Source organism: Micromonospora sp. BQ11 (genome assembly GCF_052068135.1).
Classification (GTDB): domain Bacteria; phylum Actinomycetota; class Actinomycetes; order Mycobacteriales; family Micromonosporaceae; genus Micromonospora.
In genome coordinates this window covers 214,155-230,385 of the sequence record NZ_JBQHDB010000008.1, presented here as the reverse complement: position 1 = coordinate 230,385, position 16,231 = coordinate 214,155, and the positions used below count along the sequence as shown (strand labels likewise).

Annotated in this window: 16 protein-coding genes; 12 read left to right on the top strand and 4 right to left on the bottom strand. The window is 69.1% G+C overall.

Going from position 1 to position 16,231, the window contains the following annotated elements:
- Positions 1-7: 7 nt before the first annotated feature.
- The 3 genes from ACTMSW_RS19105 to ACTMSW_RS19095 form a co-directional block, all read right to left on the bottom strand.
- On the bottom strand, positions 8-955 hold the full coding sequence (locus tag ACTMSW_RS19105; protein ID WP_441181978.1) for a D-2-hydroxyacid dehydrogenase: 948 nt from the start codon (positions 953-955) through the stop codon (positions 8-10).
- Positions 952-3,744, bottom strand: coding sequence for a tetratricopeptide repeat protein (locus tag ACTMSW_RS19100; RefSeq protein ID WP_441181977.1), 2,793 nt, complete (start codon positions 3,742-3,744; stop codon positions 952-954). Before ACTMSW_RS19100 ends, ACTMSW_RS19105 begins: the two co-directional genes overlap by 4 nt.
- Before the next feature lie 850 nt (positions 3,745-4,594).
- Positions 4,595-5,410 (bottom strand): hypothetical protein, encoded by an 816-nt coding sequence (locus tag ACTMSW_RS19095; protein ID WP_441181976.1) that lies wholly within the window; start codon positions 5,408-5,410, stop codon positions 4,595-4,597.
- 394 nt (positions 5,411-5,804) lie between these two features.
- On the opposite strand from ACTMSW_RS19095, the gene ACTMSW_RS19090 reads away from it, so the two are divergent.
- From ACTMSW_RS19090 to ACTMSW_RS19035, 12 genes are all read left to right on the top strand, one after another.
- The gene (locus ACTMSW_RS19090; RefSeq protein WP_441181975.1) at positions 5,805-6,263 is read left to right on the top strand and encodes a hypothetical protein; all 459 of its coding nucleotides are present in this window, start codon (positions 5,805-5,807) and stop codon (positions 6,261-6,263) included.
- On the top strand, positions 6,256-7,098 hold the full coding sequence (locus tag ACTMSW_RS19085) for a TRM11 family SAM-dependent methyltransferase (RefSeq protein WP_441181974.1): 843 nt from the start codon (positions 6,256-6,258) through the stop codon (positions 7,096-7,098). Before ACTMSW_RS19090 ends, ACTMSW_RS19085 begins: the two co-directional genes overlap by 8 nt.
- A 120-nt stretch (positions 7,099-7,218) precedes the next feature.
- Entirely contained in the window at positions 7,219-7,647 is a 429-nt protein-coding gene (locus ACTMSW_RS19080) for a hypothetical protein (RefSeq protein WP_441181973.1), read from the top strand.
- A gap of 581 nt (positions 7,648-8,228) precedes the next feature.
- Complete coding sequence (locus ACTMSW_RS19075) at positions 8,229-8,723, top strand: hypothetical protein (RefSeq protein ID WP_441181972.1); 495 nt, start codon at positions 8,229-8,231, stop codon at positions 8,721-8,723.
- 294 nt (positions 8,724-9,017) lie between these two features.
- Positions 9,018-9,998, top strand: a complete 981-nt coding sequence (locus ACTMSW_RS19070) for a DUF4192 domain-containing protein (RefSeq protein ID WP_441181971.1) — start codon at positions 9,018-9,020, stop codon at positions 9,996-9,998.
- A gap of 145 nt (positions 9,999-10,143) precedes the next feature.
- Positions 10,144-10,596, top strand: a complete 453-nt coding sequence (locus ACTMSW_RS19065; protein ID WP_441181970.1) for a hypothetical protein — start codon at positions 10,144-10,146, stop codon at positions 10,594-10,596.
- A gap of 149 nt (positions 10,597-10,745) precedes the next feature.
- Entirely contained in the window at positions 10,746-11,507 is a 762-nt protein-coding gene (locus tag ACTMSW_RS19060; RefSeq protein WP_441181969.1) for a hypothetical protein, read from the top strand.
- Between the two features lie 76 nt (positions 11,508-11,583).
- Entirely contained in the window at positions 11,584-11,970 is a 387-nt protein-coding gene (locus tag ACTMSW_RS19055) for a hypothetical protein (RefSeq protein ID WP_441181968.1), read from the top strand.
- A 243-nt stretch (positions 11,971-12,213) separates the two neighbouring features.
- Positions 12,214-12,891 (top strand): diguanylate cyclase domain-containing protein, encoded by a 678-nt coding sequence (locus ACTMSW_RS19050; RefSeq protein ID WP_441181967.1) that lies wholly within the window; start codon positions 12,214-12,216, stop codon positions 12,889-12,891.
- Positions 12,888-14,195: a hypothetical protein gene (locus tag ACTMSW_RS19045; RefSeq protein ID WP_441181966.1), complete on the top strand. Its 1,308-nt coding sequence runs from the start codon at positions 12,888-12,890 to the stop codon at positions 14,193-14,195. Before ACTMSW_RS19050 ends, ACTMSW_RS19045 begins: the two co-directional genes overlap by 4 nt.
- 240 nt (positions 14,196-14,435) lie before the next feature.
- On the top strand, positions 14,436-15,308 hold the full coding sequence (locus tag ACTMSW_RS19040) for a hypothetical protein (RefSeq protein ID WP_441181965.1): 873 nt from the start codon (positions 14,436-14,438) through the stop codon (positions 15,306-15,308).
- Between the two features lie 22 nt (positions 15,309-15,330).
- Entirely contained in the window at positions 15,331-15,768 is a 438-nt protein-coding gene (locus tag ACTMSW_RS19035; RefSeq protein ID WP_441181964.1) for a hypothetical protein, read from the top strand.
- 193 nt (positions 15,769-15,961) lie between these two features.
- On the opposite strand, the gene ACTMSW_RS19030 is transcribed toward ACTMSW_RS19035, so the two are convergent.
- Positions 15,962-16,213, bottom strand: a complete 252-nt coding sequence (locus tag ACTMSW_RS19030) for a transcriptional regulator (RefSeq protein ID WP_441181963.1) — start codon at positions 16,211-16,213, stop codon at positions 15,962-15,964.
- Between the last annotated feature and the right edge of the window lie 18 nt (positions 16,214-16,231).

Below are 16,231 nucleotides of genomic sequence, written 5' to 3'. Positions count from 1 at the left end.
CCATTCGTCAGTAGCCGATGATCGGATCGACCAGGCTCACCAGGGGAAGGTTCGCGCGGTAACGCTGGATCTCCCGGCCGAAGTGCTCAAGCGCGAGCCGGTCCGTGCGCGGGCTGCGGCTGGCTACGTGCGGGCTGATCAAGACGTTTGACCTGCCCCACAACGGGTGACCAGGCGGCAACGGCTCTGTCGCGAAGACATCGAGTGCCGCGCCGCCGAGGCTGCCCTGGTCGAGCGCATCGCATAGCGCTGGCTCGTCGACGATGCCGCCGCGTCCCGCATTGATCAGCCAGCTGCCGAACCGGAGCCGCGCCAACTCGGCTGCGCCGATCATCCCGACCGTCTCGGCGGTCAGCGGGGCGGTCACAACCAGGAAGGACGTTTCGGGAAGGAACACACGCCAGTCTTCGGAAACTGACACGATCACATCGGCGTTCTCGCCCTCACGCCCTGGTCGCGGCTGCCGAACGACCCCGACGACCCGCATCCCGAGCGCGCCCGCGATCCGTCCGACGGCTTTCCCAATCGCTCCGAAGCCGATCAGCAGCATGGTTGTGCCGGCCAGATCGATCGTGCCGGTCACCTCCTGCCAGGTCCGGCGATCTCCGTGGCGCACCGTCTCGTCGAGTCTCTTCGCCGCGAGCAGTACCGCGGCGATGATCCACTGGCTGACCGGTTCGGTGTAGACGCCGCGCGCGTTGCTGAGCTGCACGCCGCACCGGTGTAGCTCGTTCAGGGGCAGCCGGTCCACGCCCGCCGTGTCGGTGTGCGCCCATCGCACGCTAGGGCTAGCGGCGAGGGCGTCGGTGAACCATCGGGTGCGGTCGTACTGCCGCCGCCACAGCACCTCGATGTCGGCGCTGGGTGCCTCGGTCAGCCTGACACCGGGAATGGCTCGCTCTCCGAGCAGGCGCAACGTTTGCGCCGAGACGCCGACGCCCGTCGCGGTTCTCAAAGATCCTTGTATTCGAGCAGCTGCGGCAGCAGCAGGACGGCGCCGGTCTCGTGCGACGGGACGTCCTGCCGGACGACCGCCACGTCGCCCCAGCCCACCGTGTCGCACGCCTCCAGGACATCCAGGTTGTGTTTCAGCGCCCCAGCGAGTCGATCGTGCAAATCGCCGAGCGTGCCGAGCGGGCTGAGGATGCGGCTGGCGACCTCGAACGCTGCCCGCGCCTCGGCAGTCGAGCCCGAGACGGCCAGCATGACGCCGTCGATTGCGGCGCTCTCGGCCTGCTCGTACGCGAAGATCGGCGCCTTACGAGCGGTGATCTCGTGCAGCGCGCGCGCCTCGGCGATGAGCTTGCGCGCTCCGGTCACGTTGCCGGCGGCCAGCGCCGCGGGGGCCGTGTTGGCCAGCGCGCGGGCGATGAACGGCAGGAAGCGATCCCGGTTGTCGAAGGCCTGGGCTCGCCGGATGCGTACCGCCTCGGAGCCGTGGCGCACCGCCGCCTCGTAGTCTCGCCGAGCGACCAACATACAGGTCAGGTTGTTCAGCGGGGTAGCCTCGGCACCCTTGACGCCCGCGGCCCAGAACGCCAGCAGCGCGTTGGTCGCGTGGTGGAGAGCGGCGTCCAGCGCGCCCATCTCGAACAGCCGGAAAGCGAGGTTGCTCTCCGCTGTAGCGGCCGCCAGCGCGCCGCCGCCGAAGGTGGTGAACCACTCGACGGCCCGGCGCGCGGGTGCCAGGGCTTCCTTCACCCGGCCGGTCTCCCATAACCGGTTGGATAGGTTGGACCGGGCTCGCGCAAGCCTCTCGGACTCATTCCGGGTCGCCTCGAGGTCCTTGACCGCCGAGGCCGCTGCGTTGGCGGCCTCCAGCCCCCAGCCGGCGTCGCTAAACCGGTTGGACGCCGCGAGCAGCAGTTCAGTCTCATCTCGGCTGCGGGCGCCCTCGGGCGGTAATCCGCTGATCGCGACTCTGGCCAGCTGGGCGGCGAGCTCGGCGAGCGCCACGGTCTCGTCGGGGATCAGCCCCAGCATGTCGAGCGTCTCGCCCGGGGTGCGTGCCTGCGTCTGCAGCACGTGATCGAGCTGATCGACCAGCACCGACGGGTCCGGCACCAAAGTGCTTACCTCAATCGCGGCGGCCAGCGTCTCGAAGCGTGCCTGTTCGATGATGCGGCGCAGCTGCGGTACGACGACGGGGTAGGTCGCGGCAGCCCGGGCCAGGATAATCAACGCGCGGCGCAGCTGCTCGGGGCCTACCGCAGACGAGTGCCACAGCGCGTGCCCGCCGATTAGGACAGGATCGTCGGTGGCGACCTGGGCCACCAGCTTCTCGGCCAGCGAATCGGGCTTCACGCCGTCGACGTAGCGGTCCTCGCCCGGGTACAGACGCCGGCATAGCCGGGCTAGCTTGCGCAGCTCGGCCAGGCCGAGGTCGCTGTCGACGGTGGACAGCAGCTCGATGGTGGAGCGCTCGCTGACGGCGCCGAATAGGGTGAGCACGGTGAGGAACCGGTCGAGCTCGACCCCGTCCAGGCCGTCGAGTCCCTCGTCTTCGGCCGCCGCCAGCACGTACCGGCGCTCGTGCGCGAGCAGCGGCAGAGCGGTCCCCGTCCGCTCGGAGGTCATCGTGGTGGCAATCAGGTCGGCCAGCGCAGCCTCGATGATGTCGAAGATGGATCGCTGCCGCCGGTACGTGGCCTCGTCGGCCTCGTCGGCGGGGAGGCCGAGCGCTGCCCGGAAACCGGCCCGGGCGGCACTGTAGATCGCGGTAGATGCCTCCCGGTCTTCGGCGAGCGAGCTCAACGTGAGAATGCCAGCGGTAGAAAGCAGGTCCTCGACGATCGCGCTCCGACTGATCAGCTGGGTCCACCACTCGCCGGCGCCACGAGCCAGGAGCAACAGCCGCACAGCCGCGAACAGATCCACGTCAGCCATGGCCTCGACCAGCTCGGCAACCCTGTCGGCCTGCGTCTCGGCGTAGTCGACCACTAGAAGGCTCGGCCGGTCCCCAAGCTGCCGCAGCGCGTCGGACACCGGCAGGGCCCGCCGGATCTCGATCACCTGCCAGTCTGCGGCGGCGAGACGTCCTCCCAGCTCACGAGCCAGCCGCGACTTGCCCTGTCCGGCGGCTCCGGTAATCAGGCGTACGCCGAACAGATCGTCCCGCAGTGCCCACGACTCCAGCCGAGCGAGCTCCTCGTCCCGACCGATCAGCGGCATCGCCCGGCTCTGCGCCCGCAGCAGGGCACTCGGGGGCGCATCCGGCCCGGCCCAGCCGCCGCCGATCGCGTCCATGGCCAACGCGCCGGTCACACCGCGCAGCCGGCGTCCCCGGGGCGTGACCGCGCGCCGGGCGCTGGTAACCTCGCCGAGGATCCGCCGCACGAGCGCAACCGTCTCGGCGTGACCTTGGTAGGGCTGAACCTCGGCCGGGCTCAGCCAGTACATCCACTGAGGCGGAAGACCCTCCGGGTAGGCGGTGCCCGGCATCGCCAGCGGCACGACGTAGCGGCGCTCGCCGACTGCGAGGGCGAGACTCTCTAAAACGCGACTATCACCGACAGCCGCTGCGGAGAGCAAGAAGACCGCCACATCGCAGGCGGAAAGCGCCTTTATCACCTCGATGCCCCCGTCGGGCCTCGCGCTGGCCTCCGGTCCGGCGATGAAGGGCGTCACTCCATCGCCGAGGAGACTCTCCGCGATCGCGGCGGTCGCAACTTCTTCCTCTCCGGAGCAGCAGATCACCACCTCATGGCGTGCTGGTGGAGTGCGATCCGGTGTCACGTACAGCACACTACAAGGTCACATAAAGCATCGCTACCACCCGAAAGGCGGCTCGAACTGCCACATTCGGCCGCTTCTCTAGTGAGGCGGCTGCGGCTGCCGAACGGTGAAGCCCAGCGACCGGCGAGCGAAAGAGGTCATCAGGCTCCACCCCGCCTGGGGGAGGGAGAGCGATAACGTCCACCGATCGGTATGAGGCGGATGCTCCAGCCCTAAATCGCGATCGTTCTCAACCTCGAGTACGGCTAATCCCGCTGGTCCCTTTCGACCTGCTTGTAGGAGGACCATAGCCAGCGCTCGTGGCTCTGCCAGCTTATTGCTGGCCCGTCACGAGGCGATTTACCCGCAGAAGGCCCATCCTCCGACTCGTCGTAATCGAAACTTCGATGATCAAGCGCGTTCTGTGGCCGCGAGTAGTTGCTGTCCAAGGTGAGGTGGGCCGTCGGGGTGCCCAGACCGGGATTCGCTGGTGCGGACGGAGGGCAACAACGTGCCGCAATCCATAGTCAGATAGCGGGCCGAGGTGGGTGTTTCCTCGCGTCGACGATTCGACGCCGGCTACCGGCCGATAGTCGAGGCTGATGTCACCTGCATGCGGAAACTGCCGGCCGAGCTTTACGGCCGGGTCGCGGCCTACTTCGACATCGCCGGCAGCCGGTGGAACCTCCTGGACATCATCTGACGTCGCGACGACCGCCGGCTGAGGCGACAACGTGACATATCCCTATCCAGTCGCGATCCGCGCACACACGACTCGCCAGGAAAACGGGTGTAACCAGGTGTAGCGGGCGCGCGGCTGCCAAAGTCCTCCTGAGCGGTGGCTCTGCGTAAAGCGATCTTCTTCGCTAGCGCGTACCTACTATGCCTGCAAACAGTGTGGGTGGACGCTGTGGTGGCGTCCGGCCGTAACTGCGGCTTCGCGATGATCGCGCGAGCGAGTCGGCCTGGAAAGATCCCCTCGGGTGACAGCGGCAGCCACGATGCGCTCGGCGCGTCGCCGGCGCATCCGCAGGGCCGATGCGGTGACACCCATCTCGGCGGCCAGTTCCTCAATGAACGCGTCGCCGAACCGGGTCGCGCTGATCAGCTCGACGGCCTCGGTGGTGATCAGGCCGACGGCGGCCGCCCGGCCGAGCAGTAGGTCTGGGTGGCCGTAGGGCATCCTCGGTGAACGGGAGCCGGTGGGCAGGTCCAAGGGCAATTCCTCGCCGTCGTCGGCCTTGACGACGGCGGCCCCGGCGCGCCATGCCGCCCAGCACAAGCGCAGCCACAGTCGTGGAGGGGCAAGGTCCGCCGTGCGCAATGCCTGCAGGAAGCTGGCCAGGACTTCGGAGTCGACGTCTTCGGCGTGCCGGGCGAAGCCGCGACTGATCTTCGCGGCCAAGTGCGTCAGCGCGGGTAGCGCCACGCCTATTGCGCCGATGACCCAGGCTGGTCCCCATTCACGGGCGTGGTGGGCCAGCTGCCGCCACAGCTCGTCAGTGGTGTCGCTGTCGTAGCGCTCGCACATCAACAGCTTGCGCAGCTCGTCCAGCGGCATGGTCGTATCGGGCAGGCCCGGCACCGGACGTGCATCAAACACCAGTGGTGCGGGCTCGCAGGTCAGCAGTGCGAACGCCTTCTCGGCGGTGGTCAGCGCCGTGCCGGCGGTCCTCGTTCGGGTGGTCGTGGCCATGGTGATGGTCCTCCTCGACGGGAGCGCCCGCCCAGTGCGAAGGCGCCGAGACGTCGATTGGGACAGCCCGCCCTAACACCAGGAGCTGTTGTCAGGCCGGGACAGGCCGGGTCTGGTTCGCGTCCGATTCACACCTGTCGGGACCGTCGGCACGTCCGCTGATCAGCCGGCACGCGGGGCGGTAGACCGGTGCTGTCAGGTTTAGGGCGGGTTCGATCGGCCTGTCATGGGAGTACTGGGGATTGTCAGTACGTCCGCTGGTCCGGGGGCCACCGCGCCCATGACCGACAGAAATTCGTACCGCGCGCCGGTCCCCGTGGGGGACGTGGTGCCCGGTGAGCCGCCCGTACCGATCACCGTCTGGCCGGTCCCCGCCCCGCACGGCGAGGAGACCATGTCTAACGCGATGGGTGTTCGGCTCGTCCACAACCTCACCCACCCGTCGGCCCTCGTCGTCGACTTGGCCGTGGGGCCGCAACTGGCCCGCGCGATTATCGCCTCGCGCCGCCGCAGCCACCTGCAGGCACCCCGGCAGGTGGGCTGGGGTCCGGAGGCGGCGGCTTTGATCGTCACCGGCTGGCCGGTCGACGATGCCTCACCGGTTCAGTTTTTCGTGCGGTGCTGCGCCAGCCTGGTGCCGGGCGGCTGCGTGGCGGTGCTGCTGCCGCATGGAGATGTCGTCCTGCCGGTGGACGTTGTCATCGCCGCGAAGCGGGCCGGTCTGGCGTACCTGCAGCACATCGTGGCGGCCGACCGGCCGCCTCGGCGTGGCCAGCAGACGCAGCTGGACATCCACACCGACGTGCTGATCCTGACCCGCAGCTCCACGAGGGCCGGGGGCAATGATGGCTGAGTCTCTGCCGGTAACCTCGGTCTGGTTGACCTGCCAACAGCCCGCCCGTGACCAGCGGCGAGGCCGCTACGTCCCGCGCACCTCCAGTCACCCGGGCAAGATGCTGCCGCATTTGGCCGCGCACGCGATCAGCTCGTACACCGCGCCAGGGGATCTGGTGTTCGATCCGATGTGCGGGTCGGGTACCACTCTGGTCGAGGCCATGCACCTCGGCCGGCAGGCGATCGGAATCGACATCGAACCTCGCTACACCGCACTGGCCCGGGCTAACGTCGCCCTCGCCGCGTCCCAGGGTGCCGCCGGCCGTGCGACGGTACTCACCGGCGACGCCAGCGGCTTGCTGGAGCTGGTACCCGCGTCGGCTGTCGGCGCCGTCAGCCTGGTACTGACTTCTCCGCCATACGGGCGTGGGACTCACGGCCTGGTCCAAACGACCGGCACCGGGGTACGCAAACGAGATCACCTCTACGGGGACCGCAGACGCGGCAACCTCGCCTACGCGGGATGGTCCCGTCTGTTCGACGGATTCGCCGCAATCCTCGCCGCCAGTCATCAGCTGCTTCGTCCTGGCGGTTTCGTCGTGATCACTTGCCGGCCGGTGCGCCGGCAGCGGGACGACCTGATCGATCTACCCGGCGAGCTGCTCGCTGTGGCGCAGTCAGTCGGGCTCCTTCCGGTGCAGCGCTGCGCGGCGATGCTCGCCGCGGTGCACCAGGGGCAGATCGTGCACCGAGCCTCCATGTTCGGGATGATGGCGGTCCGACGCGCCCGCGCCGAAGGTATCCCGGTGCACCTGATAGCGCACGAGGACGTGTTGGTCCTGCGGCGCGGCTGACCGACCACCGGATCCGGCTTTACAGGACCGGCGGAGTTCGCGCCCTGGTCTGCCGTCGACGCATCGCCCGATGGCAGACCAGGGTGGACCGTGCAGCTCGGACCACGTGCCGCTGCGCACGTGAGCGAGGATGTGCTGGTGCGCCATGAGCATCACGTCTTCTACAACCCGCCGCCAGCAACACCGGCGCAGGTCAATTCCGCGCTCGATCGCGGCGACCTCTCGGCGGCGTTGGATGCCATGGTCGGAACGGCGTTGTACGGCGACGGCGACTGGAAGGAACTGCAGGAGCTGCATCTTCGGTTGCTCGATCATGAGGACCACCAGGTCAGCGCCCTGGCCGCGACCTGCCTCGGGCACCTGGCGAGGGTCTACCGCCAGCTGGACGAGGATCGGGTGGTCGCCGCCCTGCGCCGTGCCCGGACGGTGCCCCACACCAGCGGCACCGCCGACAACGCCCTCGATGACATCGAGACCTTTCTGCACCCCCGTCGCATGCGGTGGCGCGGACGCGTACGGACAGCTCTTCGGCCATGGACCTGGATCTGAAGCGCGCCGTAGCCGTCGGCGGTGAACGAGATGGATGGCCCACCGTGCATTCGGGGTAATGCACAGCTCGTGATGCAAGGCGTACCCCGGGATAGTCGGGGTGACGTCATGACAGCGGTCTGACTAGGTGCGGGGGATGGGCTGCAGGGCGCACGGCATCGGTGAGCCCGCTTGCTGTATGGCTGCGGCAGCCGGGGGAGAGAGCTCCCTTCGCAGCGGCTGACCTGGGCTCGCACGCATCCTGATGATGGCAGACGTCTGGTCCGCCCTGTCGATTCGTCGGTCGCCTGCGCGAACACCACCCAGCGACAGCACCGGGCTGGCGGCGCTGTCAGGTTCGGCCAGAAGGCAGAACCTGACAGCTGCGAGCGCACCTGCATCGGCCGGGGCTAGCCTGATGGCTCTCCCTGTTCTTACCCCTGTCTGCTGTTGATCCGACGCCTCGTGCGACGGCATCGTGCCCACCACTCCGCGGTCGGCCGTCGTTGCCCGGTCTCGGATCCGGCACCCACCAAGCTCCACGTCCCTCGCGAACGCGGTCGGGGCGCGGCACCTCCATCCCTTCAGGCGGCCACCGCGCGGTGGCCGCCTTTTTCTGTCCTGTGGAGGACAGCATGTTGACGAACACCTGGTACCTGTCCGACGAAGACTGGTTCGCCCAGCTGTCGAACGCGCCGCGCCTCAGCGACCACGGGCAAACCGTGATCGGTGAGCTCGCCACGTTGTTCGGCGACGAGGCGCGCTTCGACCCGGCCGGGACCGTTGCCGCGACGCACGTGCTCCTGCTGGCCGTGGAAAACCTCGGCGACATCATGGCGCACGCCGCCGAAGGCCACGACCGGACCGAGCTGGCCCGACTGCTTTGCGGGCTCAACCTCGCCCAGGCCCGCCTGACCCAGACCGTCCAGCGCATCTGCGGGCACGTCAACAGACGAGCCTTCACGGGTCTGCCGACCGCGCCCACCGCGGTCGTGCAAGCCCTCACCGACAGCCTCAGCACCGCCGGCGCCAACGGCGAGGTCCTCGCCGGTCACCTCAAGGAAGCGCACCTGATCCTGCGGACCCTGGCCGCATAGCCGTCCCTCGAACGAGACAGGCACGAAACCCGCCACCCCGCGCTCCTCACACCGGCCAGATCACCTCGCCGATGGAACCCGCGCAATGACCCACGAGCAGGCCGCGGTCTCCGTCCACCTGCGCACGCATCCAATGCCACACCCACGGCGTCGCCCGACGGCTCGCGCAGCATCCGTCGCCGTACCACTGCCAGCTTCGACATCCCGGTGCTCCTGAATCGCACAGAACAAACAAGGCTTCCGTGGCTCCGGCTGTCCCGCTGGCCCCAACCCCGATCCGAAGTGGAGAGCGCCATGTCTACTCCCCAGAACACGCTGACAGTCCGATCCCCGGCCGACCTGGTCGCGGCGGTGCCGTACCTACTGGGTTTCCACCCCCACGACGGCAGCATCGTCGTGGTCGTCTTCAACAACCGCCGGGTCACGTTCGTCGCCCGAGGCGATCTCCCAGACCATGGCGCCCCCACGGCCCAGGTGCAGAACCTGGCCGCTCACCTGGCCCGCGTCGTACGGCGGCAACAGCCAATCACCGACGCCGTGATCATCGGCTACGGCGACACCGACCATGTCGAGTCGCACCTGGGCACCATCGACCGCACGTTCACCGCCGCGGACGTGCCCATCCGAGACCTGCTGCGGGTCACCGACAAGCGGATCTTCAGCCTGCGGTGCGACAACCCCGCCTGCTGCCCACCACACGGCATCCTCTTCGATCCACGCACCTCGTTGATCAGCGTGCAAGCGACCGCCGCGGGGCAGGTCGCGTTCCCGGACCGCGCTGCGGTCGCGGCTCGCTTCGCGCCCGTCCGGGGAGCAGACCGCGACGCCATGCGCCGCGCCACCGGTGAGGCGATCACACGGGCGGCCCAGCTACGCGACGCCGGAGACGCCGCCGTGCATGAGGCGGGGGCCAGAGCCGTTCGTGCGGCACTACGGCAGCACGACGACGGCAAGCGCCTCGGCAACGACGAGGTGGCATGGCTAACCGTGTTGCTGACCCGCCCCTCGGTCCGAGACCTCGCCATGGAACTGACCGAGCCGCACGACCGGCACGTCACGTTCTGGGCCGAGGTCACCCGCCGCGCCGAGCACCCGCTGGTGCCGGCACCGGCGACCCTGCTCGCTCTGGCCGCGTGGCGCTGCGGCGACGGCGCCTTGGCCCTGCTCGCCGTCGAGCACGCCCTGGCCATCGAGCCCGCCTACGAGCTGGCGGCTCTGCTGGCGCAGGCGTTGCACGCCGGCCTCCCGCCGTCGGAGTTCTTCGACCAGCCGTAGCTCCACAAGCGGGCACCTCTCACCAACCCGGACGCGACAGACGCCCCGATAACCCCTGCACGCACTCCGACATCGCACCTCCGACCGTTCACCCGCTCCCTGACGCCATCGTCGGGGAGCCACCCAGAGCAGGAGTAACCCATTCATGGATCCCGTACGCCGCATGCTGCTGGCCCTCGCCGCCCGCTCCCAAGAAGCCCGGCTGAGTTGGCACGCGGCCCGCGCCGCCGTTCGCGCCCGGGGCGACAACCCCGGCCGTAGCGAACTGTGGGCTTACGACGTGCAGGCCGGGTTGTGCCTGATCACCGCGATCAGCGCCGCTGACCTTCCCGCGACCTTCACGGTCTACGACGTCACCCTGTCCCACGATCCGCTCGCCGCCGCCGAGCAACTCCGCGAGATCGCCTACGGCCACGACCACAGCGGCCCGATCGAAGCCCCCCACGAGGCAGCCCGACTGGCCTACAAGGCGGCCTTCGCCGAGCCGCTCAGCGAACAGGAACACCACCTGGTCGCCGTCCTGGCCACCCTTCCGGCCGCCAGACGAGACAAGATCGCCGACCTGGTCGAGCAGCGCGCACGCCACCGCGGCGCATGAAAACGACTGACCGACATCCCGCGGCCCTGCCCGCACGTCTATCGCCGCGCTCGCACCAGCCGCCTGTTCCTTTGCCCAGCCCACCAGTGGGGCGAGCCGGATGGCTCGCCCCACTGGTTTTTGAACCACCTGACCTCGGAGGCGACTCGATGACGCCCAGCACCGCGCCGTACGACGGCCGCTACGACACAGAGCACACCACAACCAGCAGCGCCGACACCTTCGCCAGACAGGAGGCCACCGCGTGGCGATGCCTCACCCACGGCCTCGGCGTCGAACTGCGCCGCCGACTGATTCACCTCGTGCGCACTAACCTGGTTGCGCTGGAGACGGCCTGCCGGGTCCTGCAGGCCGTCGGCCTGTCCCCGCTGCCCCGAATCTGGACCCTGCACCTCGCCCTGAGCTGCGCCCGTCCCACCGACGCCACCGCTGTGGTGCAGCTCTTCACCGCCGACCCCGGCAACCAGGAACAGGGGGCACGGCAGGCGCTCGACCCAAACGTCACCATCACCGTCGACCTGCCTCCACACAGGCGTGCGGCAGGCCCCGGTGACGGCCCCGTTCACAGCACCTACGAGGCCAGCCTGCTCGTGACACTTACCGCGCAGGTGCGCGCCTGCACCGGCGACGACGCCCGCACCCAGGCCGTCGCGGCCGTCCACCGCGCCGTCGCCGCGCTGCCCGCACCCCTGGTCGAATCTCTCACCGTGCAGGCGGTGACCATCGATCCTGATCCGCGCGACCCGACCGACTTGAGCGTCGAAAGAGACGCCCCGTACACGCCCTACACCGCCGCCCTCACGCGAGGCCAGCACGGAGGCGACCACGGCGCGGTACCTCTCCGCGCAGGCGTGGCACCACCGGGTACGGCAGATCCGCGCGGCGCTCATCGAGGCGCTGCGCACCGGTGACCTCGACGATCGGCCCGGCGCACACGGCCCGTACCAGCTCGTCGATGACCTGCTGCGCGGCCTCGGCCTACCAGGATTGCCCACCGCCCACCTCTACGAGGTCACCGCCGCGATTCCCCTCACCGTCGCCGCCGACAACCCGACAGCGGCGCGTATCGCCGCCTACCACCTGGCCTGCGACGCCTTCGCGCTGCAACAGCAGTACGGGTTGCCCATCACCCTCAGCGCCATGGTCCGCGAGCCGACCATCACCGCCACTGGTAGGGGTACGTTCCAGGTCACCTGGCATGAGACCTACCTGGTGTGCTTACGCGCCGCCCACTCGCCTCGACTGGCCGAAGAAGCCGTACGGCTGCAACTCAGCGTCCTGACCGACACCGTGCCGGCCATCGCCACGATCGGCCTCCACACCGTCTACCTCGGCGAACACGCCAACCACCGCCTCCAGGCGCACCGCGACTGACGCCAGGCACCAGCACCACCTGATCCTGCGTCCGCAGCGCCCCTGGGCCTGTAGCCGACGAAACCCCGGCCGCCGCAGCCCCCGAGCCATGCCGGCGGCCTTGCCGTCATCACCGGCATCACACACCCACGGCCCGCCATCGGCGGGCCGTCGCCGTTAAGACCCGGGGCGCCCCGCCTACCAAACGACGGCGCCCCGGGTTCTCCAACCGAATGGAGGACCTCAGTGTTCACCACAATGTCCGTGACTGCCACGACCGCCGTGGCACTCGTCGCCGCAGCCTGGGCCTGCTACCTGATCGCCGCACTCCGACGCACGCGCGCCCACCTCGCCGACGCCCTCCGGCAGCTCGCCCGTGACCCGCTCACCGGTCTGCTCAACCGCACCGGCCTGCTCGCCCTGCACGCCACCCTCACCGCGACACCACACCCGATGCTCGTCCTGCTGATCGACCTGGACAACTTCAAGGCCGTCAACGACACCCACGGCCACGACGCCGGCGACCACATCCTCACCGAGATCGGCGCCCGCATCCACGAGATCGCCGCCCTGAACGGCGGCGCCGCCGCGCGGCTGGCCGGCGACGAGTACGCGGCCCTGCTGCCCGCGCACCGCGGCACCCCTGCCCGGGTCGCCGGGCTGGTCGTCGCTCTGATCGCTCAACCCCTCGACCTGCCCGGTGACGGTGAGCCCACCACGGTCGACGTCGCGGCCAGCGTCGGAGCCGCCATCGTCGACAGCAGCGACCCCCTCGAAGACGTGGCCCTACGGCGCGCTGACATCGCCATGTACCACGCCAAGCACTCAGGCGGGAACCAGCACACCCTCTACGCCCCCGGCATGACCATGCCGGCCACCACACCGCGGCGCGGGCGGCGCCTGCGCAACCTGCGCCCCACCCGGCCGGAGGCCGGCGCATGAACCTGGCAACCCTGATGGCCTGCGCCACCTGCGGCTACAGCCTCACCCACCACCACGACGGCGACCAGGTCGTCTACCGGCACCCGGTCAGCGAAGACGGACGCCACCAGCCCGTGCCCGTCGCCGCCGACCTCATCGGCGACGTCTACGACCGCTGCCACATCTGCAGCGGACCCCGACCGGTCTGGAACTACCACACCGCGGAACTCGAAGCCCAAGGCATCGGAGGCCGCCGCGAGATCATCCAGACCTACAACACCCGATGGCATGTCTGTGCGCGCTGCGCCCAGTACTTCGAAGCCGACGACCCCGCCGGCCTCACCGCTGCCAGCGCAGCCCACATGGGCTGGCACCCCACCAGCCCCCGCTACGCCATCCTGAGCATGGTGCACCGCGCGATCGTGCTGACCCGTGAAGGCCGCACTCTCCTCACCACCACCGACTGGCCACCGGCCACCCTCACCCCGGACATGCTGCCGAAGATCCGCGACCGGCTCACCGGACTCCTGCGCGGTCCCGCCGGCCTACCCGACCCCCTCAATGCATTAGAGACCCGCCGCGTCCTGGCTGAGCACCTCGACCGGGCACCGCTGTACTGGATCAACCACGAGTTCACCGACCTGATCAACGAGGTCACCCGCGACCAACCACCGGCACCGGTGACCGACCGGATCACCCCGTCACCCAGCGGACTGGTCGTCTGGGCCCACCCCACCGGCACCCGCGGTCGCATCGCCGCCGTCTCCTGGACACCCCACCCTGGCGGCTGGCACCTGCTCGGCTACCGCAGCATCGGCGCCGGCCTCGACGCCGACCTGATGCCGACACTGCGCCGCGACATCGGCTGGCTCATCCCCGTCCACACCGACCACATCCCCCGCACGACGTCCATCAGCGGCAGCCACCCACTCGGGCCGCTGATCACCACCTGGCTGCTCATGAACCAACAGATGACCGACACCACCCCCGCCACGCTGCCGAAAGCAACCCGCAACACCTACCACCGCAGCCAGCGACCCGCCCCCGACGTCCGACTGGTCCGCATCAAGCCACCCTCCACCACACCCGCCGGCGACCCGCCCACACCCACGGGCGGACGAACCCGCAGCACGCCCGATCACCGCTACTGGGTCTCCGGCCACGAACGCAACCAGGCCTACGGCCCCGGCCGGAGCCTGCGCAAGAAGATCGAGGTCGAGCCCTTCCTCAAAGGCCCCGACGACAAGCCCATCAAACTCAGCACCACCGTCCGCGTCCTCGGCCGGCGCAACCCCGAACCCCCGACCGGCGACACCCCGCAGTAGACCGGGCCGGCACAGCGCGGTGGCGGGACCCAACTCCCGTCACCGCGCCCCACACCCATCACCGAGCCTTCATCAGCGGTCATGACGTCCGAGCCACCATCGCCGCGCCACCACGACCCGTGCTGGCGGTGCCTGCGCATCCTGAAGGTAGATCCGATCCAGCCCCTCAACATCAGACCCCGTAAGCGATCGCCCTCCGCGGTCTCACCGGCAGCCCCTGCGAGGCAGATGGGATACGACATGGACCCGACGACAACCACCCCCTTCCCAGCAACGGACCAGGTAATCCGACGGTGGAGGACAGCAATCCTCACCACCGAGCCCGCCGACCGGCCACGGGCCGAAGCCGCCGTGCGCGAGGCCTACCGCACCGCCGACCTGCCCGAGCCGACGGTCATCTGGTGCCCCTCACCAGAAGCCGCCATCAAGCACGTCCGACACCTCATCGCCCGCGGCCACCAGTCGCACGTCAACACCCTGCGCCGTACACCGCTCAACGACGCCCTGCACGCCGTACGAGAACCGGTGTGGCAGCAGACCAACGACATCGACCGAGTGACCGCCTTCGGCGACTTCCACTACTTCTTCGAAAGCTCCGGCTACTACGGCGAGCAACGCTACGACGGCATCGAAGAACGCTACGACCTGATGGAGCACCCCTACCGGTGTCACCCGGTCACCGACGCTGAACTCGCCGCGCTACGCCCCGTCGTCAGCGCCGTCTGGCAGAGCTACGAGGGCCTCATCATCCCGTCGTGGCGCCTGATCAACCCGCACCTCAGCCACGACTACCACCTCCAGCCCGCCTGGTACTGGGACGACAACCCCTACATCGTCAACCAGAACGACGAAGCCCGCGCCGTCGTCCGCTACGCCCTACCCGACTACAACGACCAAATCGTCGAGGCCGCCTGGCGCTACTGGCCCGACCCGATCGTCTTGGCCACCATCGACAGCTACCCACCCCCACCTGCCACCCACCAACTCTGGCGACACTGCCGGGAGATCGCCATGGCCAGTGGCCCCTGGTGGCCTCTGACCCGAATCTGCGTCATGACGGATCGGCCCCCGCACCATCCCGCCGGACGAGCAGTGCCGCCCGCCGGCATCTGACTGTCAGGGGAGAGGAGAGATCATGGTCCAGGCCTTCGTCGCCAAACCGCCATGCGCGGTATGCGCGCGACCAGCAACACACGTTGAACTCGTGGCAGCCGATGCGCTGCCTGCCGACTGGCTGCAGTGGCCACCGGAACAGCGCGACACCTTCACCGCTGCCCGACAGCGCCACCCAGACCACCAGTGGTGGCTGCTGTTCTCCGGCATCGAAGCGGGCAACGGCACCGGCCAGCCGGTCGACCCGGCGCAAGTCCAGAAGATCGCCGACGCCTTCGTCGAGCCCTACCGGTACGCCGCCGTTGCCACCGCAGGTTTCTACGACGACGCCGGGTTCTGCGGCCCATGCGACGCCCCTTACTGCTACCACCACTGGAACGTCTCCCGCACCGGCTACGGCACCTGCCCCCACGGCCACGGCAAAAGCCTCGATCCCCACTGGTGGCCTGACGATGAGTAGTCCCATGGAATCGACCGGAGGCTACGCATCGCCTCGGGGCGGCTGTGCGACGACGAGGATGTCACAGGTCCGGGAAACGCTCACTCCAGAACGCTCCGTGCCTGACAGCCGTTTCATGTCCCGGCTCCGCCAGGACACGGAGTCGCGGTGAGGGCGGCTGCCAAGCCTCAGCTGATGGGCGCAGCCCCTGCGTTCACCGGCGGCGCATGAAGGCGTGCAGTGTTTTGTTGCTGCCGATCTGCGTCACGTTGACGAGCTCCCAGCCGCTGTAGCTGAGGTGATCGGCAGCGGCGAGTGCCTGGCTGATGCTGTCGCCGCCGGCGGCGTAGGCGACCACCGCGAGGTGCCGGTGAGGATAGGCGCGCAGGTCGATCTGCTGCTGAAGGACAGCCGCAGCGGTGACAGCGCGAGTACGGGCGACAGTTTCGATGGTCTCGGCGGGCATCTGTCGACGATACGGGGA